Source organism: Enterobacter cloacae complex sp. SHL020, assembly GCF_049236945.1.
GTDB lineage: Bacteria > Pseudomonadota > Gammaproteobacteria > Enterobacterales > Enterobacteriaceae > Enterobacter > Enterobacter dykesii.
This window is the reverse complement of record NZ_JBMKJF010000003.1, coordinates 511,462-531,503: the sequence shown is the minus strand read 5'-3', so window position 1 is coordinate 531,503 and position 20,042 is coordinate 511,462. Positions and strand designations below refer to the sequence as shown.

General features: G+C 53.2%; 21 protein-coding genes. 18 read left to right on the top strand and 3 right to left on the bottom strand.

Going from position 1 to position 20,042, the window contains the following annotated elements; genetic code table 11:
• Positions 1 to 7 precede the first annotated feature (7 nt).
• The 4 genes from ACOTZB_RS11370 to ACOTZB_RS11355 are packed head-to-tail and all read left to right on the top strand — an operon-like array spanning position 8 to position 3,882.
• Positions 8 to 268: a DUF7446 family protein gene (locus ACOTZB_RS11370; RefSeq protein ID WP_421627172.1), complete on the top strand. Its 261-nt coding sequence runs from the start codon at positions 8 to 10 to the stop codon at positions 266 to 268.
• Positions 255 to 671, top strand: coding sequence for a TIGR03751 family conjugal transfer lipoprotein (locus tag ACOTZB_RS11365; RefSeq protein WP_034948940.1), 417 nt, complete (start codon positions 255 to 257; stop codon positions 669 to 671). The genes ACOTZB_RS11370 and ACOTZB_RS11365 overlap by 14 nt, the downstream gene beginning before the upstream one ends.
• Entirely contained in the window at positions 671 to 3,466 is a 2,796-nt protein-coding gene (locus ACOTZB_RS11360; protein ID WP_421627171.1) for a conjugative transfer ATPase, read from the top strand. Before ACOTZB_RS11365 ends, ACOTZB_RS11360 begins: the two co-directional genes overlap by 1 nt.
• Positions 3,467 to 3,477: 11 nt before the next feature.
• On the top strand, positions 3,478 to 3,882 hold the full coding sequence (locus tag ACOTZB_RS11355; RefSeq protein ID WP_034948945.1) for a hypothetical protein: 405 nt from the start codon (positions 3,478 to 3,480) through the stop codon (positions 3,880 to 3,882).
• Positions 3,883 to 3,980: 98 nt separating this feature from the next.
• Here ACOTZB_RS11355 and ACOTZB_RS11350 read toward each other — a convergent pair whose 3' ends face one another.
• Both ACOTZB_RS11350 and ACOTZB_RS11345 read right to left on the bottom strand, forming a co-directional pair.
• Entirely contained in the window at positions 3,981 to 4,406 is a 426-nt protein-coding gene (locus tag ACOTZB_RS11350; protein ID WP_421627170.1) for a GNAT family N-acetyltransferase, read from the bottom strand.
• A 14-nt stretch (positions 4,407 to 4,420) separates the two neighbouring features.
• Positions 4,421 to 4,654, bottom strand: a complete 234-nt coding sequence (locus ACOTZB_RS11345; RefSeq protein ID WP_421627169.1) for a PerC family transcriptional regulator — start codon at positions 4,652 to 4,654, stop codon at positions 4,421 to 4,423.
• Positions 4,655 to 4,783: 129 nt separating this feature from the next.
• On the opposite strand from ACOTZB_RS11345, the gene ACOTZB_RS11340 reads away from it, so the two are divergent.
• From ACOTZB_RS11340 to ACOTZB_RS11315, 6 genes are all read left to right on the top strand, one after another.
• On the top strand, positions 4,784 to 7,195 hold the full coding sequence (locus tag ACOTZB_RS11340; RefSeq protein ID WP_421627168.1) for an ATP-binding protein: 2,412 nt from the start codon (positions 4,784 to 4,786) through the stop codon (positions 7,193 to 7,195).
• A 174-nt stretch (positions 7,196 to 7,369) separates the two neighbouring features.
• The gene (locus ACOTZB_RS11335; RefSeq protein ID WP_421627167.1) at positions 7,370 to 7,777 is read left to right on the top strand and encodes a TIGR03757 family integrating conjugative element protein; all 408 of its coding nucleotides are present in this window, start codon (positions 7,370 to 7,372) and stop codon (positions 7,775 to 7,777) included.
• 2 nt (positions 7,778 to 7,779) lie between these two features.
• A complete protein-coding gene (locus ACOTZB_RS11330; RefSeq protein WP_421627206.1) occupies positions 7,780 to 8,745 on the top strand; it encodes a TIGR03756 family integrating conjugative element protein in 966 nt (321 codons plus the stop codon).
• 79 nt (positions 8,746 to 8,824) lie between these two features.
• Entirely contained in the window at positions 8,825 to 10,180 is a 1,356-nt protein-coding gene (locus ACOTZB_RS11325) for an integrating conjugative element protein (protein WP_421627205.1), read from the top strand.
• 1 nt (position 10,181) lies between these two features.
• Positions 10,182 to 10,520: a hypothetical protein gene (locus ACOTZB_RS11320; RefSeq protein WP_421627166.1), complete on the top strand. Its 339-nt coding sequence runs from the start codon at positions 10,182 to 10,184 to the stop codon at positions 10,518 to 10,520.
• A gap of 10 nt (positions 10,521 to 10,530) precedes the next feature.
• Positions 10,531 to 12,051: a conjugal transfer protein TraG N-terminal domain-containing protein gene (locus tag ACOTZB_RS11315; RefSeq protein WP_421627165.1), complete on the top strand. Its 1,521-nt coding sequence runs from the start codon at positions 10,531 to 10,533 to the stop codon at positions 12,049 to 12,051.
• Between the two features lie 49 nt (positions 12,052 to 12,100).
• On the opposite strand, the gene ACOTZB_RS11310 is transcribed toward ACOTZB_RS11315, so the two are convergent.
• A complete protein-coding gene (locus ACOTZB_RS11310) occupies positions 12,101 to 12,322 on the bottom strand; it encodes a hypothetical protein (protein ID WP_421627164.1) in 222 nt (73 codons plus the stop codon).
• A gap of 145 nt (positions 12,323 to 12,467) precedes the next feature.
• On the opposite strand from ACOTZB_RS11310, the gene ACOTZB_RS11305 reads away from it, so the two are divergent.
• The 8 genes from ACOTZB_RS11305 (at position 12,468) to ACOTZB_RS11270 (ending at position 19,981) form a co-directional block, all read left to right on the top strand.
• On the top strand, positions 12,468 to 13,406 hold the full coding sequence (locus ACOTZB_RS11305) for a hypothetical protein (protein WP_421627163.1): 939 nt from the start codon (positions 12,468 to 12,470) through the stop codon (positions 13,404 to 13,406).
• A 988-nt stretch (positions 13,407 to 14,394) separates the two neighbouring features.
• Positions 14,395 to 15,285, top strand: a complete 891-nt coding sequence (locus ACOTZB_RS11300; RefSeq protein WP_058973036.1) for an integrase domain-containing protein — start codon at positions 14,395 to 14,397, stop codon at positions 15,283 to 15,285.
• A gap of 577 nt (positions 15,286 to 15,862) precedes the next feature.
• On the top strand, positions 15,863 to 16,267 hold the full coding sequence (locus ACOTZB_RS11295) for a hypothetical protein (protein WP_421627162.1): 405 nt from the start codon (positions 15,863 to 15,865) through the stop codon (positions 16,265 to 16,267).
• 96 nt (positions 16,268 to 16,363) lie between these two features.
• Positions 16,364 to 16,723, top strand: a complete 360-nt coding sequence (locus tag ACOTZB_RS11290) for a hypothetical protein (protein ID WP_421627161.1) — start codon at positions 16,364 to 16,366, stop codon at positions 16,721 to 16,723.
• Positions 16,724 to 16,872: 149 nt separating this feature from the next.
• On the top strand, positions 16,873 to 17,181 hold the full coding sequence (locus ACOTZB_RS11285) for a hypothetical protein (protein WP_058973033.1): 309 nt from the start codon (positions 16,873 to 16,875) through the stop codon (positions 17,179 to 17,181).
• 80 nt (positions 17,182 to 17,261) lie between these two features.
• Positions 17,262 to 17,873, top strand: coding sequence for a hypothetical protein (locus tag ACOTZB_RS11280; RefSeq protein ID WP_200678806.1), 612 nt, complete (start codon positions 17,262 to 17,264; stop codon positions 17,871 to 17,873).
• 78 nt (positions 17,874 to 17,951) lie between these two features.
• The gene (locus ACOTZB_RS11275; RefSeq protein WP_421627160.1) at positions 17,952 to 18,935 is read left to right on the top strand and encodes an ArdC family protein; all 984 of its coding nucleotides are present in this window, start codon (positions 17,952 to 17,954) and stop codon (positions 18,933 to 18,935) included.
• Between the two features lie 95 nt (positions 18,936 to 19,030).
• Positions 19,031 to 19,981 carry a DUF1281 domain-containing protein gene (locus ACOTZB_RS11270; RefSeq protein ID WP_421627159.1) on the top strand — a complete coding sequence of 317 codons (951 nt, stop codon included), beginning with the start codon at positions 19,031 to 19,033 and terminating at the stop codon, positions 19,979 to 19,981.
• Positions 19,982 to 20,042: the final 61 nt, after the last annotated feature.

The window sequence follows — 20,042 nt, the reverse complement described above, 5'->3', positions numbered from 1 at the left end:
GAATTCAATGCAAAACACCCATTTAGAATACAGGGTGGGGTATACCCCACTCGGTGGAAGACTTTATGCGGGCTTTGTCCGCAAAGACAACGGAAAGTGGGAGGGGATTCACCACGATGTGACGGACTGCGCCATTTTCGCGGTAGGTCAGAAACTGGCACGGGAACGCAAAGATGTGCGTTATTCCCTTCCGGATGGACGGGTGTTGCAGGTGTCTGCTGTGATAACCGGGGCTGAAACAACGGAGGAAGACCATGCAAACCGCTAAATACCACCGTATGTTACCTCTGATATTTTTGCTGCCCCTTCTGCTGGCCGGCTGCAGCACGTCAAAGGATGAGATGCTGCCGCCCGGTGACAGCTCTATGCTCGAGCTGTGGAACGATGGCGCCTCCGCCTCCCACGCCACGGGAGAAAGTCGTACCACCCTGCGCCGGCCCGTGACGGACTCTGAGCGGACGATCGCTCAGCAGACTCGTGAAAGTTACAGCCGCACGCAGGAAAACGAAATCCAGCAGACGTTTCCTCGCCTGCCTAATCCCGACATGGTGATGTACGTCTTCCCGCATCTCGCTGAGGGCAATACGCCGGTGCCCGGTTACAGCACCGTCTTTCCTTTTTACAGCCAGGTACAGTACGCGTTGCCCGGCGAGCGCACGGAGGATTTGTAATGGCTTTTTCACTTTTCCGTCGCAGGGCGGAAGATGAGGCACCGCACCAGTACGGTGACGGCCCGTTTTCTGTTAACGGACATGAGCCGCTGACCCGCGAAGGACGTCTGACCCGCCGTGATGAAGCGACCCTGTACAGTACAGCCCCGTCCATTATCGATCACATCCCATGGGGAGAATATCTCCCGGCGCAAGAGTGCATCCTCCTCGATGACGGCGTTTCGGTAGGCGCCGTTTACGAAATCATTCCGGTCGGAACCGAGGGGCGTCCGGATTCGCGACTCGACGAAATTCGCGACGTGGTGGAAAATGCCCTGCAGGACAGTCTCCCGGAGCTGGATGCCCATCAGTGGGTAGTACAGTTCTATTGCCAGGATGAATCAGATTTGACTGCCTACATGGATAATATCCGGGGTTATGTCAAACCTGGTGCGCAGGGAACCGCATTTACGGAAGCCTGGCTCAGCGAGCAGGCCCGTCATTTGCAGAACGTGGCCAGTGAAAAGGGACTCTTCGTAGATGATGCGGTGACCGGTGCGCCCTGGCGCGGTCAGATCAGGCGAACCCGAATGGTGATCTACCGCTGGGTTGAATCTCCATACCGTGACCCGATGGCGCCTGAAGTACTGCTCAAACAGGTATGCGATCGACTGACTTCCGCACTGAGTGGCGCCGGAATTCGGTGTCAGCGTCAGAATGGAGAGCAGATCCACAGCTGGCTACTGCGCTGGTTCAATCCGGATCCGAAATGGGTAGACAAGGCCACGCTGTACCGCTGCGCAAAACACACCGACGATGCGCCCGGCGAGCTGCCGTTGCTAAATGATTTCAGTGAAAGTCTGTGGTTTACCCGCCCCCGCAGCGACGGGGAGAAAGGCGTATGGTGGTTCGATGATGTGGCGCACAAGGCCGTCCCCGTTGCCAGACTGCGCAACGCCCCTTCCACCGGACATCTGACCGGAGAGGTAAAACGTGGTGATAATATCAATGCCATCATGGATCTGCTGCCGGAGGGGACGGTGCTGACCCTGACTCTGGTGATCCATCCGCAGGATAAACTGGAGGAGACATTTGCCCGCCTGAGCCGCGATTCAATGGGTGAAAACGTGGATTCCCTTCGCGCGCGTGAAGACGCCGCCACGGCACGTACCTACCTGGGCAATAAACATAAGCTTTATCGCGCCGCCGTTACGCTGCTTATCAAAGCGCGGGATCTGCCTTCACTTGATCGGCGCTATCTCGATCTCAGCAGTAAGCTGCTCAACTGCGGGCTGGAACCGGTAAACCCTGAGCATGATATCGGTCCGTTGAGTACCTATATGCGCGCCTTACCCATGTGCTTCAATCCGGCGCAGGACCGTCACAACTGGTATACCCGGCTAATGTTCGTGCAGCATTTTGCCTGTCTGGTACCGGTGTATGGACGAGATACCGGCACCGGCAACCCCGGCTTCACGTTCTTTAACCGGGGAGGCGGCCCCCTTTCGGTCGACCCACTGAACAGGAATGATCGTACGCAGAATGCCCACCTGATGCTCTTCGGGCCCACCGGTGCAGGTAAGTCTGCAACGGCACTTGTTAAGCTTGCGCAGATGATGGCCATTTATCGCCCCCGTATTTTTCTGATTGAAGCGGGCAACAGCTTCGGACTTTTTGGTGATTACTGCGCGTCTCTCGGCCTCAGCGTTCACCGGGTGAGCATCAAGCCCGGAAAAGTCATCTCGCTTGCGCCGTTCGGAGATTCTCATTTGCTGATGCAGGTGAAACCGGACGCGCTCATCATCAGTGAAGACGCGCTTCCTGATATTGATGATGAAGATAAAGATGAAGAGCGGGATGTGCTGGGAGAGATGGAAATTGCTGCCCGGCTGATGATTACCGGTGGAGAAGCTGCTGAAGAATCTAGGTTAACGCGCGCAGACCGCGGCATGATACGTGAGGCCATCATGATTGCGGCCAGAACCGCGTATGATGAAGACCGGCAGATGCTGCCTGAAGACCTGATGTTTGCACTGCAGAATATTGCCCGGGATATTAGCCACGGTGAAGACGGCCGCGAAAAACGCACCGCTGCACGTCGCTCCCGCGCAGAGGAGATGTCAGAGGCGCTGCGGATGTTCACGGAAGGATTTGAAGGTGAACTCTTCAACCGTCCCGGCACCCCATGGCCAGAGGCGGATGTGACAATCGTTGACCTGGGTACGCTGGCCCGTGAGGGCTATGAAGCACAAATGGCGGTAGCCGTTATTTCCCTGCTGAACACCATCAACAATATCGCCGAGCGCGACCAGTACAGCGACAGGGATATCATTGTACCCATCGATGAGGGACATATTGTGACCACGAACCCGCTGTTGGGTCCCTATGCCACCAAAATTGCCAAAATGTGGCGAAAGCTGGGGACATGGCTCTGGATATTCACTCAGAACCTTGAGGATTTCCCGGACACGGCTAAAAAAATGCTGAACATGGCGGAGTGGTGGATATGTCTGGTAATGCCTCCGCAGGAAGTGGAGCAGATTGCCCGTTTCAAGACACTCACGGATGAACAGCGTGTCATGCTGCTCTCTGCCACCAAGGTGCCGCGAAAATATACCGAAGGGGTCATTCTTTCAGAAAAAGTCCAGGCCCTGTTCCGTGCAGTTCCGCCCAGTCTGTATCTGGCTTTAGGGATGACTGAAAAACCGGAAAAAGCCGAGAGACGGCAAATCATGAACGAATTAAATTGCAGTGAACTTGAGGCTGCGTTTCATGTTGCGCGCCGACTTGATGAAAATCGCGGACTGAGTATTTGACAGGGGAATTCATGAAAAAACTGACTATGGCACCGCCAATGGTCGTACCGGACAAGGCTCTGATCGCTTCTGTCATTTTTAACGTTCCGCCTCAGGGAATGGCTTCAATCGGGCAGGCTGACAGCGTGTCGCTGGATTTGCTGCAGCGGGAAATCATTAACCGTCTGGACAAACCCGTACTACTCTCGGTGTATCCCCACCGGGTAGGCCGCCGCAGTTGTGTAGCGGTTCATCTGGCTGATGCTCATGAGAAAACGCTCGATATTCTGATCACCGTCACGGGAAATACGCTATGGCCCAATGAGGCGGAGTTCGGGGCCAGCCTGCGCTGGAATATCTGCGTGCCGGATGCCACCGATCTGTTGTGGGTATTGAAGGAGATAGACAGGGTAACCGGCGGAGTAGCATGTAATTAAACCGGCCCTGCCTGACGGCCAGACAGCGACTTTTGCTGTCGGGCCGTCAGGCAGGCTGCGGGTGCGGGCGGCATAGAGCCCGCGTTTTCCAGAAAATTTCAGAGTGTTTTTTTCATAAATATGCGGCTGGAACCTTCAGGCTGACAATTGATTTCACCAAACACCTCCCAGCCATATTTTCTATAGAATTCTGGTGCCTGAAAACTAATCGTGTAAAGTACACCCGCCAGGCACCCTCGTTTCTTACCTTCGCTTTCGAATCGTGTAAGGATTTCCTTCCCCAAACCCTGAAAACGTAACTCCGGCTGTAGCCAGAATAAGTCGATAAACATTAGTCCCAGAGAAGTGCGACCGATCATCCCGCCCTGAGCTTTGCCGGTGTGGCTGTCTCTGACAATCACACCAAGGGGCTGCCGATCGCAGTAACCCGTCGTGTTATCGTTAAATCCATTCAGTCCGTTTTCAACAATGCGATAATCATCCGCAGCAATCACGTCACAAATATCAATATGTATGCCTTCCATTGACCCTCCCCAGGTCAGTAGCCATCATTGCAGCGACTCTGGATCTTATATAGTCGCCGTGTCTCGCTTCTCCGACCATCTGGTGACAGATTGGCGGCGAGACCCAGACAGTGCTCTCTACGGCGGATGATGGCCTCGCGTAAGGCATCGTCAGTAATATCATCCAGCACGGTCAGCCAGCGCTGGGCTGCACGGCGCCATAAGCCCCTTCTTTCCAGCGATTCAGCAATCGTGTCTTTCAGTTCCATTTTCTCCACCGGCATGACTCATGTCTGAACAGTGCCACCTATTCTTTCACAATGGCAATCACAGTTCTTTATTTAACCCTGCGCGCATTACCAGAAAATGGACATTTGTCCATAAAAAGGAGTCTTTTAATGCGCCATCCCTTTGAGCTCGATCCGCAAATTATTCATCACATTATCTACAGTCAGGCCGGTTCAATCGGTAAAGCTGTTATCGAATTGATCATGAACAGCGTGGATGCCGCCGCCGGCGCCGTCACTGTCGATATTACCCAGGAGGGCTTCTCTTGCCGCGATGACGGTCGCGGATTTACTTCATATGATGACGTTAAGCGCTATTTTGGCCGTTTTGGCACGCCGCACCAGGAAGGGGATGCGACCTATGGTCGCTTTCGTCTGGGCCGCGGCCAGATTATGGCGCATGCCCGCACAGTCTGGCGATCGCAGCGCTGGCAGATGTCGGTTGATACCCGTGTAATGGGATATCACTACGACCTGGAGGAAATTGCGGAGGTTGAGCCGGGTTGCTGTATCCGCGGGGAGTGGTATGAACCGCTGAGCAGCCAGGAGCGCATGTCGTGCATTCAGGAAATACGCGACCTGGTGCGCTATACCCCAGTCTCGGTATGCCTCAATGGTACCCTGATTTCACGCCAGCCGGCTAAAGAGACATGGGACGCGGAGGACGATGTGGCCTGGTATCGTCTCCGGGAAGACGGCGCTCTGTCGATTTACAATCAGGGTGTTCTGGTGCGTCACGACCCTGGCCATATCTGGGGTACCGGCGGCCTCATCGTCAGCAAAAAGCCTCTTGCGCTGAACGTCTCGCGGACTGAAATCCTCCGCAAGACCTGCCCTGTCTGGAAAGTCGTTGCAGCCCGGTTTGGCGAGCTTGCCGCCGATTTCTCAGACAATCAGGGAAAGCACCGTAAAACAGAAGCGCGACGGGAGAAAACGGCGCGCGCGCTGCTCGCAGGAGAGGGGGATCTCCAGAAGCTAATGAACGGTGAGGAGGTCATCACCCTCCTGCCCGGAAAACGCCACGTCACGCTCGAGCACTTCATCCGTAAATGCCGCTATTACCCGGCGGCAACGGACAAAAACTGTTTTACCCTCGTACGGTATGCACGCGATGTTCCGCGCGGGGAAATTATTGCCCGGGCCGGTATCGCGCCCGTAGTGCACCCCGTCACACTCGCCCGCTTCGGCTGCTTTGAACCGGATGAGTTCATGGAATGCCTGAGCCGCGTACGCGCAAACCTGCTGGCGTTCCGTGAACAGTTACCCGGGCAACAGCGATGGGGTGCCGGCTGGCAGACCGACCTGGCGCTGGTTGATTTTGACACCCTCAGCGCCAACTTTATCGATCGCACGCAGATGGTCAGCGAAAAACAGCTTGATAAGGAAACGCGTCGGGCTTGGACAGCACTGCGCTGGTGCCTGGCCCAGTATGCCGCCGTGTGCTCGGGGGGCGAGTCTGGCTATCAGTCACGCTCTTATGGCGGCAAACGTTTTCAGATCCTGCTGGGTGAGTCTACGTCTGCCGATGCGTGGACGGATGGAGATACTTATATTGCCTATAACATCGATATTGTGCGCCGGCTTAAATCCGACGCGCTCCAGACCGCTAGTCTCCTGTTCAGCCTGACGGAGCATGAGGTGGCACACGAAGGTGACAGCATGGACTGTGGCCACGACGAGGCTTTTTATCAGCGCTTTCATGATATCAGCATTCTGTGTGCGCCCGATCGCCAGCGTTACATTCATGTCTGGCTGATGAAATACACCACGAGTCTAGAGGGTGAGGGTAAACGCGCGACCGGGACGGCCTGGAGAGAGCGATATCTGACAGAGCGGGCCAGCACCGGGAGGGAGAAAAAGGGCCTGCCCGGCGTAATCAGCCGCGAAGGCATTGAAGACGCTGTCAACGCACCGTCAGAGCCGGAAGATATTTCCCGGCTCAGTCTGCTTAATCAGCTGCTGAACGGTTCGGCCCAGGTTGCTCCGGCTGAAACTGACTGGAACAGCGTTGTGGCCACCGGTATTGAGCAGACCCGTGAAAACCAGGCTCAGCGGTTGCGGGAGCAGCAGGCTCTGGAAGAATGGTATTCATCTGAGGAGAACGCATCCGATATGCTGACGGATGAGCAGCAGGATTCCGCAGAGCAGCAGTGGCTGGATGCGTGTAAAACGCATTATTTGTCGCTTTTGCCCGGGGCAACGCAAGACGCTTTAACTGACTGGGTCGTTCAGTTCCTGGCCTGTGCGACCGATTCCGATGAAGAGGCACTCGCTGCCTGGGGAATGCAGGCATGGGAAAACAGTGACCTCTGGTACGCCAGATTTACCCCGGACTGTACTGAAACGGAAGACCTTTATGAATATGGAACTGGACCCTCCAGTGAAAGTCCTGTCCCTTCTGACTGGCTTCCTTTCCTTCACGAAGGTGAAACGCGGTGGAGCATCGAGCGTAACGCCGCTGCGGCCGGATTTATGAAGGAGTTGGACTACCTTGAGTGGCGCAAAAACAGTGGTAGCGTCTGAAATGAAACGGTGCATAACCCCCGGTTTGTCACCTTACATATCGGTGCACTTTTTCCGTTCTGTCAACCAGACGTTGTGGCGAAAAAATATCAGTTACGGGCTCAGAGTTAATTACTGACCCGCCCCGATATTGAACGCACCCTGAGCGGGTTATTCACTCAGGGAGTGTTCTCCATGAAATTAAACGTCAGCTGCTTCACAGCGTTATTCCTTTCCGCCGGTGCATGCGCCGGTACCGTTATTTACACCGACAGCGCCCACCCGGTCGCGGGCAATCCCGGGCCAGAGGTCACCGTCGTTCTGCTCGATGCGCCCGACAGGCTTCAGGCGCAGATGTTTGGGCCCCTGCCGGCAGATCCAGCGCAGGCTGAGCAGCAGGCGCGCGCGATCGTCAGCTCACAGGCCTTTCAGCAGCGTCATCAGGAACTGTCAGGCGCTTACGTCGGCCTCACGCACGCCTGGACACTGGGGCTGGAAAAGTACCCTGCCGTGGTGTTTGACGACAGGTGGGTCGTGTACGGCACCACCGACGTCGGTACAGCCACGCAGCAGCTCAATGCCTGGAAGGAGAAAGCCCAGTGAAAATGTCATTCTTCCGCCCACGCCGTCTGGCGCTGGCCACATTGCTGGCCTGCACGGGCACGATGGCCAGTGTCAATACTGCCAGCCTGCTCTCCAGCGCCGCCAGTCAGGACTGCATCAGCTGGCGCATCAGCGGTATCTGCTACTGGCTTTTCTGCACGCCGTTCGGCTGCTCGGTGAAGACATCCGTCAAGGTGACGCATTATATCCCTGAGGCCGTGGTGTCGGCCTATCTGAGCCCCGGCTCCAATCCCTGGACCGAAATGTCTGCCGTCAGCAGCCTGGCAGACGGCGCCGAAAGCGCCCTTCTGGGCGGCGCGGCCGGTGTGCCGACCGGTGGCGGCCGCCAGGAAATGAAGGCGCCCGGCGAGCGCAAGCAGAACCTGCACTTTTACTATGGTGATGCATACGGTCATCCCGCGACAAAACTCATCGGTGGCATGGTGTCGGGCTACTCCTGTGACAGCGCCGCCATCCCCTCTATGCCGTATTTTACGAGCGCTCTCGATGCCCTCGCCTGGCGCACCGGCGTGCCTGAATCCTTCTATCCGGAAGCCCTAATCCCGGGGCAGCGTGAAATTGGCAGTACGACATCCGGGACGATGTGGGGCAACGTTTATCCACGTGGCGGCTTTGTCACGCAGACCGACAGCTACAAATCCGCGGCAATCGTGGTTCAGCGCGTGGCTGATATCATCACCCGGGAGGGTCAGCTTCACGTCTACAGTCCGCTCACAGGCCAGCGTTCACCAGGCTACTGGCCACCCGATCCGGTACAGGAAAACACGGGAACCAAAAATCACAAGTGGCAGCGACTATCTCCTCAGCTCTCGCAGAGCTGCGCGGTATTTCCGGACACTGATGGCCAGATTGCTGAAGACGGCAACTACGCCTGGGCACTCTGGCAACCTTACAGCTGTTGCAAGCGCCGTGGCCAGACCTTCCTTTACAGCACCGATTTCTCCTGAGGATAAACCTATGAAACAACAGCAGACACGGGTTGTACTCCGCCTGGTGGCGGCGTGCACGCTTTTTTCTCTTATCTCCATGCCGGCGCTGGCCGTTGATACCTCGCTGTCATCAGGGGGCGCTTCGGTCAGCGGCGCCATTAATGATGGTTTGTTCTATTCGATCGGGGGCGGATCGGTCATTTCCCCGCCGCCAAGCCGCAGCAACATGTCACGTTTAGGTCTGAACAGCGGCTGGAGCAGCGACCTCATGTGCGGCAACTTTGACCTGAAAACCACCGTGGGCAATCAGCTCAACGGGGTCACCAGTGGTTTTAAGGACCTGATGGGTAACGTTATTCAGGGCGCAACCGGCGCAGTCATGAGCATGCCGGCAATGGCCATCCAGCGGGCGAATCCGGGACTGTATGAAATGCTCACCAACGGCGTTTTGCAGGCGGGACTCAGTTTTGATAAAGCTCAGCTCAACTGCCAGAACATGTCGAAAAAGCTTGCCGATTATACGCTGGGGAGTAAGTGGCAACAGGCCGCCGTCTCCGAAGAGTACAAGGATATTGTCGCCTCCAGCGGCGGTGATGCCGTCTCCAGCGACCAGAAACTGCAAAAAGCAACCGGTGAAGAGGGGGTGACCTGGGTCGGAGGTCAGAAACGCGGCGGAAAAGGCCAGCAGGCCATTCAGCCGACGCGGGACCTCGCGAAGGCAGGATACAACATGATGAACAGCCTGCCGGTCACAAGTAACAGCAGCGTAAGCACATCGGGCTGCAGTGGCACCGTATGTCAGCGATGGCCAACGTCCGATGCGGCCGCCGCAGCGGTGGTTAAAGTACTGGGCGACCGTTCCATTCGCACCTGCCGTGAGACCAGCGAGTGCACCAGCGGCGGTTCAGACAATCAGCCTGGTAGCACGCTTGCCGGTACAGGGTTCTCGCCGGTGCTGGAAGATGCCACCAAAGCCAATCTTGAGCAGCTCGGCAAGCTGGTCGGCGGAGAACTGCAGCCAACAGCTGATAACCTCGCAGCCCTTAAAACCGGCAGTCTTGTCGTGACGCGCGGCGTCATCCAGTCGCTGCGCGATGACCCGGACAAGGTCGCGCTGGTTCAGCGACTGGCCGGTGAGCTGGCGATGGCTGACACCGTGGAAACCGCGCTGACCATGCGACGTATGCTGACCACGGGCGAATCTGAGCCCAACGCAGCGGAACAGCCAGAGGCGATTGCCGAAGGTGACCGTCGTATTGATGCGCTCGATCGGGAACTGAATGCCCTGCGTAATGAAATGGAGCTTCGCAAGTCCATCAGCAACAACAGCCTGCTGACCACGCTCGCGCGTCAGGGAACCCGTAACCAGGACAACCAGCTGCAGCAGAAGTCCGGCAACCAGGACCAGGGCTTTGGCCAGATGAACCAGACGCAGTCTTCCGGAGCAAACTGACATGAAACGCACCTGGTTCCGCGGCCGCACAGGCCGTTTCATTATGATGGTATCCGTCCTGGTTCTGATTACTGCAGGTATGTTTGCCCTGGCTTCCGTATTTATGGCTTACGACCCGGATGGCCACCTGACCCGTCGCTGGCTGCATGACAGCCGCTGGGCGTTGTTTGCCTGGCGACTGATGATGTATGCCGGTATCGCAGGAGTCTGGCTCATAAAGGTACGCCCACAACTGCTGAGGCGCTGGCCGGAAGTCCGTGCGCGCCTGCCGCGCACCGAGTTGCTCGGCGTATTGTTTATTCTGGCCACAGAGTGCGTGGCCTGGACCGGCACGGCATAAGGAAAAGACCATGACTGCAAACAGTTATCTGGAATACTTTCTGGTCCTCTTTGGTTGGGTGATGAATAACGCCATGTGGACCATCCTCAGCAGCACGGGGCTGTTTGCCCTGCCGCTGGTGTTTAAAGTGATTGGCGTCTGGCTTAAGGTGCGTGAGGAAGGTGCGGATGAGGGGAACAAGGGGCTTCTTGCTATGCCGCGCATCGAGCACGCTATTTACGTCTCGTTCGTGGTGATGCTGTTCTGCTGTATTCCACTCCTGCCGGTTGATATCAGCACCATTAAGTTCGACAGTTCGAGAGCAAAGCAGTGTGGCATCAGCGTGCCTACGCCGCAAAACTCCGGTTACAGCGGACTGGTTAACGACTTTGACGGACGTACCGCTCAGGTACCCATATGGTGGTATCTGCTGCATATGATGTCTAAGGGAACCACACAGGCGATGATTGCATCTATCCCCTGCGGCACACAGCTGCGCCAGATGCGCTTTGACGTGCAGAACACCAAGCTGCGTGACCCTGTATTGCTGCAGGAGGTGCAGGATTTTGCCGACCAGTGCTACTCCCGGGCATATTTCCGCCTCAAAAACAGCAATACTCAGCTCAGCGATGCGACCATTAACTCGGTAGGCTGGATAGGCAGCGACTACTTCCTGAATACATCGGGTTACTATGATTACTACACCGCCACCACCCCGAGGAGCCAGTGGCCCTATGACAGCACGCGCGACAGCGGCTATCCGGACACCGGTCAGGGAGGCTATCCCACCTGTAAAACGTGGTGGTCCGGTGGCTCATCCGGGCTGCGCACTCGCGTGCTAGCCACTTTCAGTGATTACACACGTAAAGAAGTGCAGAGGCAGTTTCCAGGTCAACAGTGGGAGGAAGTGGTACTTCGATGGATAGTCAGCCCGCGTAACGCCGGACTTTCAGGCGGAGGGGTGACCTATATGGCCGGTGCGGATGATACAGCGTCAGGCATTGGCGGCAATCTCTCACGGCTGGCATCTACTGTAGGTTTAGGCATGAAACAGGTAGAGGCACTTCCTGGCTTCGATGCGTTGAAACAGGCGCTTCCGATGATACAGGCGCTATTGCAGATGATGATTATTACTGTCATACCTGTGCTGATGATGTTCAGTGCCTACGAGCCCAAAACGGTGGTTACTATATCATTTGCGCTGTTTGCACTGCAGTTCATCACCTTCTGGTGGGAGCTTGCTGGCTGGCTTGATGACAGACTGATAACCATTTTGTACTCAAGCCTTGCTGCTAACGGACTTGCTTCAGGTGAACCTATCGCAGATTTCCTCAGCTCTCCAAGAGATGGATGGATCATGAATTTGGTACTGGGGATGATGTATGTGGTGTTCCCAGCTTTTTGGGTGGGCATGCTGGGCTGGATTGGAGTGAAAATTGGAGGCATTGCTGAGGGGTTCATTAAGGGAGGTGCTCAAGCTCAACAAGCAGGTCAAGAAGGGGGAGCTATGGCCGGTGAGGCTGTTAAAGCTGGGGCTAAGAAACTAATCTAACTATTTTTCGAACCAATGGTGAGGCTGACAGATCAATCACTGACAGCCTTTAATCACGATCTATTCTGTAATTACCTACGTACCAACCGTAACCTTCAAAACCATCACGAAAGCCATCCTTAAGCTTTTTAGCTTTAAAAGTCGAATCAGGCAGTTTTGAAGCAGCTAAAGAAGTAGCTGAGAAAGCAGTCTTGATTGAGTCTCTCAAATCATCCCCGAAACTACGCCCACTCTCGTATTTGTCTAACTCTTCATTCCAGTCACTCGCCATCGGGTCTTCCTCATTCACAACACATAGCAAAGGTTGTTATGTCGAATAACAGTACTAAAAAACAGCACTACTGGCAAATTTTTGTACTGCAATCACAGCTCGTTTCATCAGGCACCACATTACGGACTCTGAAACTGATCCTTAGATGAATTTTGATTTACAACAAAACCAGTTTCGCATGAGTTATAGTTTGTTGGGAATATGTAGTTGTTTTAATTATACTGGTGGAAATATGCCCTCATCTAAAACACATGATTTAGACATCTATTCTAATGACCATAAGCTTCAATTGAAAAGCGAGCTTTTATCAGCTTGTATTGGTTATGGGAGTCATGAAGAGAAATATGGATTCATAACTGGATTTGGTGATAAAAAAAGAAATGGATATGCAATCTTATTGAGACTCTTATCTATGGCTTTTGATGTCCATGGAAAGCTCATTGATGATGACAGAATATACTCAAGGTATAGTAATGAGGTTGATGCTTTTATTGCTCCCCTGAGTAAATCACAATTAAAAGAAGTTATTCTCGAACTGATTAACATTTACCGTCACCAGCAGGAAATTTTAAATACTGCGGGAGTGACTCATGTAAAATTGAGGAGAGAAATAGGACCCAAAGAATTACCGCAACAAAAAGTCAAAGAAGTAATAGTATCATATAATTTTTCCGAACGCCTTAATTACAGCGAGTTACTAATGCTTTATAAATCCGCAGCTGATTTATTAGGTAAAGAAAAAATACCTGTACATATGGACTTACTTAACTCTTTTACCGACACCAATGACAAAGGTGGCTATGGAACTATATCGATTGAGTTAAGCATACCTGCAGAGGATGTCTTGTACTCATACTTAATGTTCCCTTCCGGGCAAATGGAAGGAGAAGAGTGGATAATAATGAACAGTTCCTTAACAGGTGTTGTTGAAATCCCTGCTTCCAGCATTGTCATTAATGATGCTAAAATCAGAGACTCTTATAAGGAAAGATACAGTAATTTAACTTTGCATTCCGCACAGCAATTATTCGATATGAGGCATTCTACAACATGGGGGAGGTTACCACTTTCCCGTTCCTTCTAACTACTATTGAAATGGCGTAGGGTTCTAAGAATTTATAGAACCTATATTCCAGGTTTCTTTCTTCAGACTACTTATCTTATATGATTTGCATGTGGCTATGACAATTGACTTGTCAAAGGATCATGCTTCGATCTAACATCTCCTCGTTGTACCGTTGCGTAAAGCAACATGCCAATGTCCCGGCAATCTGAGAGGGACGCCTTCGGGTGATTGCATGCCAAAACCGTCATGACCTGAGAGACGGTGCCCTAGGGCGGTAACTCCGTTTAACCTTTGAAAACGGAGGTCGTACAACGACAAAGGTCCTTTTCTTTCAATGCCTGTTCATGGCTTCTTTATCTCCATGGCGTTACTCGCCAACGTTTTCTCTTTCGTTCAGACGCTGAATTCCGGTTGCAAACTTTGCGGCGTGGGTATGACCATTTGGAACATTTGGGCATCTTCCACGAATGCATTGAGAGCAGAGGAGCGCGGCGTCACTTGCGGTCGAGTGAAACGAGTACCAAGTGACGCGCGCAGCGCATAACTGGCAGAGCTGACGCACTGCCGTTTCAACAACTCTTTTACCAACTGACCAACACGTAATTTAAGGTTTGAGGGCCTTAAAGACGTACATCACTCACTGTTTGTTCAAATATCAACCAAACGTCTTACCCATAAAAAACGGGTCAGGACTCCATTTAAATAGGAGAAAAATCGACACGATATCGATGGCGACACCAGTAGACATACTGGTGTGTGGAAGCAGACTGATTCATTTCAGCCCGGTGAAAACCGCGAGCAGGTCAGAGACCTGGGGAGCTTCGCAATAACTCAACTTTTCGCCGCCCCGATGCACAGTTATCTGTCGAGACGCAGGAAGCGCAACCTTAAACCGTGCCGTCGGGGTGAAATTCATCGTCTGTAGTTGTAGCGCAGTCGGTGTCAGTGCTTTTCCGTTCACTCAGACGGAAAAGCACTGACACCTGTTTGAAAAGGATGGTTGACTATGGCAAAACTCAATAAGAATTTAAAAACGCTTGCCCGACAGGCAGGGGGAAGTTTTAAGACTGTCTCTGACCGCATGAAAATTGCGGACAGGTTTGCTGAGCGTTTATTAAAACTTAACGTCCAGATTAGAGATATAAAAAACATAAAGACCGGACATATTGAGTTGTATATGAAAAGCCGGCTCTCTGAGGAAATTTCAAAGCGCACTCTCCAGAATGAAATGTCGGCCATCCGGGGTTTGCTTCGGGTTGCAGGAAAAACGTTTATGGCTGACCCGGCTCACGAAAAACTGAGCAATCAGGCTCTGGGTATTTCAGAAACCAGTCGTGACGGAACAAAGGTTGCCATTCCCGATAATTATTTCCGGCAGGTGCTGACGAGTGTAGAACAAAAGGATGAAGGTGTAGCATGTGCATTGAGGTTGTCCCGGTTACTGGGTTTAAGAACCGAAGAAACAGTTCAGTCCGCGAAATCATTAAAAACCTGGCAAAAAATGCTTCTCACTGGTAACGAAAAAATTCGCGTTGTATTCGGGACAAAAGGAGGTCGTCCCAGAGACACAACTGTGTTGGATCGTGACGCTACTCTTTCCGCAATCAGTATTGCGCTGAAATATTTGAATGAAAATAACGGTAAGTTGATCGATAAGCCGTCATTACATACCGCTATCGAACGGTACCGAAATATAGTGCGCGAAGCCGGATTGACCGGGAAATATGCACCGCACAGTTTGCGTTATGCCTATTCTGTCGATGTGATGAATCTTCATATGAAAAACGGCTTCAGTAAAGAAGAGGCGCAGGCTCTTGCATCAATGGACCTGGGGCATGGGGATGGCAGGGGGCATTATGTGGCCCGTGTTTACAACAAGGTTGAGAGTGATGAATAGTATTTCTTTTTTCTGTCACTGGACTATTCGATTTCTTTTGAAATTGAACGATAGAGCTACATTTATTCTCGAACAAGGTTATTACGAAATAGCCTGCTCACAAGAAGCGCACATGCGCTATGGTGAAGAATACACACATCCCCATGCTTTTCTCAATTTTTTGCATGGCGCACTATCTGCGTTTTTTAACAAACACTAAATTGTTATTAACTGGCAGTAGTAACTGTTTATTGAGAAATTTATCTCCGTGGTATTGCTGGAAATGAGCGGATTGTGTACGCTTAGATTGCTAACCGTTGTCACACCGACAACTGCCAATGTTCCAGTGATTTGAGAGGAACGCCTTCGGGTAGTCACACGCCAATGCCATCGTTACCTGAGAGATGGCGCTTTCGAGCGGTAATAAATCTGTTTAACCTTTGAAAACAGAGTCCCTTATGGGCTAAGGTCCTTTCAACTAATCACCTCTTCTCGGTTTTCTTGTTGTACTCATCTGGCAGCTTGCAAAAGGCCTATTCGCTATCCATTAGGGAAAATTTCCCTATGGGACGTTTCCCTTCTTCGAGGAATCGTTTCCATGCATTACACACAAGTGTTCAATCCAAATACCTTACTCAGCTGTGATTCTTCTGCTAAGGCAAGCATCATGGTGGAATATGTTCGCACTCAGCTTAATTTCCATTTAATGAACAAACTAAGGGTCGACGCCGACGCTGCTATGTCAGATGACGGTCTTCCCGATTACCTGACATTTATCAGGTGGGTTGCAGATTCCACAGGTTTTGTCATGCAATCCGGTTACGTCAGATATGACTTTGTTGAAAACGCGGTGGACTGTCTCATCCTTATGGGCGCAGAGGTCCACAGCCGACACTGGAACGAAGCTTTTCAGCAGGGCATAACCCGGGCTTGCGAGGAAAAAGCGCTGGACGAAGCCACAGACCAACTACGCAAAATGTTTTATCAGAGCTACCCTCTCTGAAGTAACACGACGGTCTGAACAATTTAATCATTTGTCACCCTGACGGGACTTTTGTCCCCGTAAGGGACAGGGTTCCTCAATTTTAAGGAATCCTTTATGAACGAGTATTTACCTGAACCATCCTTTCACATTCGTGCCCGTGAGCTGACTGCGCACAAAGTGGCGCTTGTTAATGCTGAAGGTGATTTGCTGAGCATTGCAGCTCTACGTCGCCTTGGCCTTAACACTCAAACCGACATAGATGGCTTTGCGTACTATGTCTGGGACATGGCTGCTGTTGCACAAGACCTCGCAGCATTGTCTGTACGCAATCTTATTCCTGAATCCTGGAAGTCTTTCTTCGAAGGCCTTTGCAATATGGCCAGAGAAATTGACGACGCTGCCTGGACGTTTTTTTTCGGGCGCGCGGTCCAGGACGAAGAGAATCTCATAAGCGAAGATCGCTGGATGGACTGAGCCGGACCATTGGGTTCAGACTCAACCGGATTGTGAATGAGTCATACACTAAAAGCTGGCGTCATTGAGACAAACGCGATAACCCATGCGGGGAAAACCTTCCCGCATCCGCGGTGACGGTTTTCTCCGTATTCATCAAGGAGAAAACCATGAGCAGTATAATGCTGATACTCATCACCCGTACCACCCGCATGCTCAGCAGCCTTACAGAGGCAATGAAGCAGCGACAGGCAGAATGGTTTACGAACCGCAGCGGTTACAGCAGTTTCCGCGCTGAGGTCATCGAGTCTGATGACGGATATACCGCCATCATTTCGCGCAGAACAGGTTACAGTTCACGCGACTGGCACTATCAGCAGCTGGCCAGCACCGGTCATTTTGCCTCTGCCCGTAAAGCCTTACACGCTGGACGGCAAATGGCGCAGCAGATGGCCGGACTGCGTTACCGCTTCGACTGAATCGTTCTTCACTGATTAACACTTCCCGGAGGGACCTTCCCTCCCGGGGAGGTTTCCTCCTCATCTTAACTGGAGGGAACATGATCCGCTTTACATCAACTGAACTTCGTCCGCTGCTCACTCAAAATCTGGGTATGCAGCGCCCGCTGATACTCGAAAAGAACCTGGGGATTTATATCCGCATACCCGATGACCGACGCCCCGGCGAGTGGATGAAAGCCTGGGCTGAAGGCTGTAATCCGTCAAAAGATTCTGGTTGGTCAGATGTCGCCGACGGGCTGATCCCAGATAAAGAATTCTCTTTCAAAACTTTCTTGGCACAGAGCATGTTCGATGCGGTGCTGAGTAAACATTGTGACCTGCTGATAACCCCCGTTATCAGTGACCTGAATAATGCGCTGACTCTTCATAAAGAAACGCAACCTCCGTTGAAGATGTATGTGCCGGTGGGGCAATACCGGGATAGTGTGCAGTGGCTTTATGACCAGTCGTTGCGCCACTTTCATGCCTGCGTGGGTAATGCTGAACGTCTGAGCTGGCGTTCACAGGCACTGCGTGTTCTGGATCAGGTAATACGCCTGGACTCAAAACGGGCCAAACCCGCAGATCGGGAGATGTTTAATCGTGCAGTCGCAAGCGTAACTGATCGCATCCGTACCGTTATGTCAGACGGCTCCTTACGCTACTCCTGATAACTGATTTTTCCACTCACTGGTGGCGCATTGTCCGCCACTGGACAGGATGCGCCCCTTACTAAAAGGCAGCATCTGATGAAAACGACTTCTGGCCGGCGTAAAGCGGCAGAACTTAACACTCCCGACCTGTACCAGCAGGTCACAGACAAAATCATTGTTGCGCTGGAGAACGGCGTGCCCCCCTGGCGGCGGCCATGGCGTTCGGCTAAAGGCGTGCACGGCAGCAGTTTGCCGGTGAATGCCGTCACCGGCCGTGCCTACAGTGGTATCAATATTCCGCTGTTGTGGATGGCTGCTGAAGAGCAGGGTTACGCCTCCGACCGCTGGATTACCTTCCGGCAGGCGAAAGACGCCGGCGGATACGTCAGAAAGGGCGAAACCAGCGCGCTGGCCATCATTTACAAACCGTTTGAGAAACAGGCCCGGGACAGTAGCGATAACCTGCTGTTTAGGGACGGTGAACCTGTCATGGAGCAACTGGCCATGATCAAACAACTGCAGCTGTTCAGTGTTCATCAGTGTGAAGGGTTACCTAAATCTGTTACCGGAACGGTTGCTCATACTGCACCGACCGGGCAGCACTCTGATCTCAGCGCAATTCAGCTGAAGCAGGTGCAACAGATACTCAGCGCAACCTGCGTCGGGTGTGACCATCGCCGGCAGGACCGGGCGTATTATCGCCCGGGCGCAGACCGCATCGTGATGCCGACGGCGCCGCAGTTTCTTACGGAGGCGGATTACTGGTCCACGCTGCTACACGAGCTAGTGCATGCCACTGGTCACGGGAGCCGACTCAACCGGGAAGGGATCACCTCTTCATCACGGCAGTTTGGTGACCCGGTGTACGCCTTCGAAGAGCTGATAGCGGAAACCGGCAGTGCTTTTCTCTGCGCGCAGCTGGGTATTACCGGCGACGTGCAGCACGAAAGCTACCTCGCCGGCTGGCTGAGAGCGCTGCGTGAAGACAAACGAGCAATTTTCCGGGCCTGTCGTTTCGCCCGGGAAGCCTCGGAATACTTACTTGAGCCCCTGAACCGGAATACCGAACAGGCGGCATAACTGAACCGGCGGCTGCGGCCGCCATCATCCCCCTGAGGGCATCTTCCTCAGGGGGATGCCCTCTTTTCGTTTTAACTGACAAGAGGAGTTTCACAATGTTTTCATGGTGCCATAACCGTCTGGAAATCACCGCCAAATCGGTCTGCCTCGATGTGATGCAGCCCTGGATTGCCGGCACGGAAAAACCGCTTTACCGGCAGGCCATACGGCAGGCTACAAAGCTGTTTCTGGCCGGCTGTGCCGGCATACTGAAGCCCGTCAGGGCGGTGGAATACACACCTTACCCAATGCTTACCGCATATGGCGCGGGTGCGCAGACCTCACCCAACCAGGCTTTCCAGCACTTCATTGAGCTGCTGGAGCAGGATGCATGGATCGACACTAAAACGGTTTCCCGCATGGAAAAAATCTGGCTGCAGTCCGGCATCGATGCGCTGAAGTGGGAAGCTGTTCCGCTTTCAGCGCGGCAGATAATGGCGCAGTTGATGGCCGTGCACTATGCCGACTGGTTTGGCGTTGCCGGCGCCGGCGGTCACTTCGACCCGCAGGAGCGCTGGGAATGGCTCAGCATCATGCCGGAGGCAACCTGCCCCTGCGACATGCTGATGGTGATGCCGTCACGTCTGGCCACTGAGCTCAACGGCGAAAGTGGTTTGTTCACCGGACTTTCCACGGCATCAGAACTTTATCTGCAGCTGTTTGGCATGGCGTTTCCGGCTGGCCATCAGGCCATCTGGAATCGAGATGAAGTCAGCTCACTGACACTGAGCTTTAGATCTCCCTGGTTTCCGCCTTCAGGCGAGGTGATGGGCGAGATGTCGCAGCTGTTTGACTGTGAAATCCGTCACTACTGGATTTCACCGGAAGCCGGCACGTCAGGCTACAACTGCTTTGACCGTGGTGACCATGTTGACAGCGGTCCTTACCCGGCAGAGGAACTGCGCCAGTCAGAGGCCACTGAAGGGGCCCGTATGTATCTGGTGACGCCTGATAAGGCAGCGGTACCTGCGTCCGGCTTAGCACATTACGGCAGTATCCGTGCATAACACCAAAATGAACCGTTTTATACGGCTTCACTAACCAGCCACAGCGAGAGCTGTGGCTTTT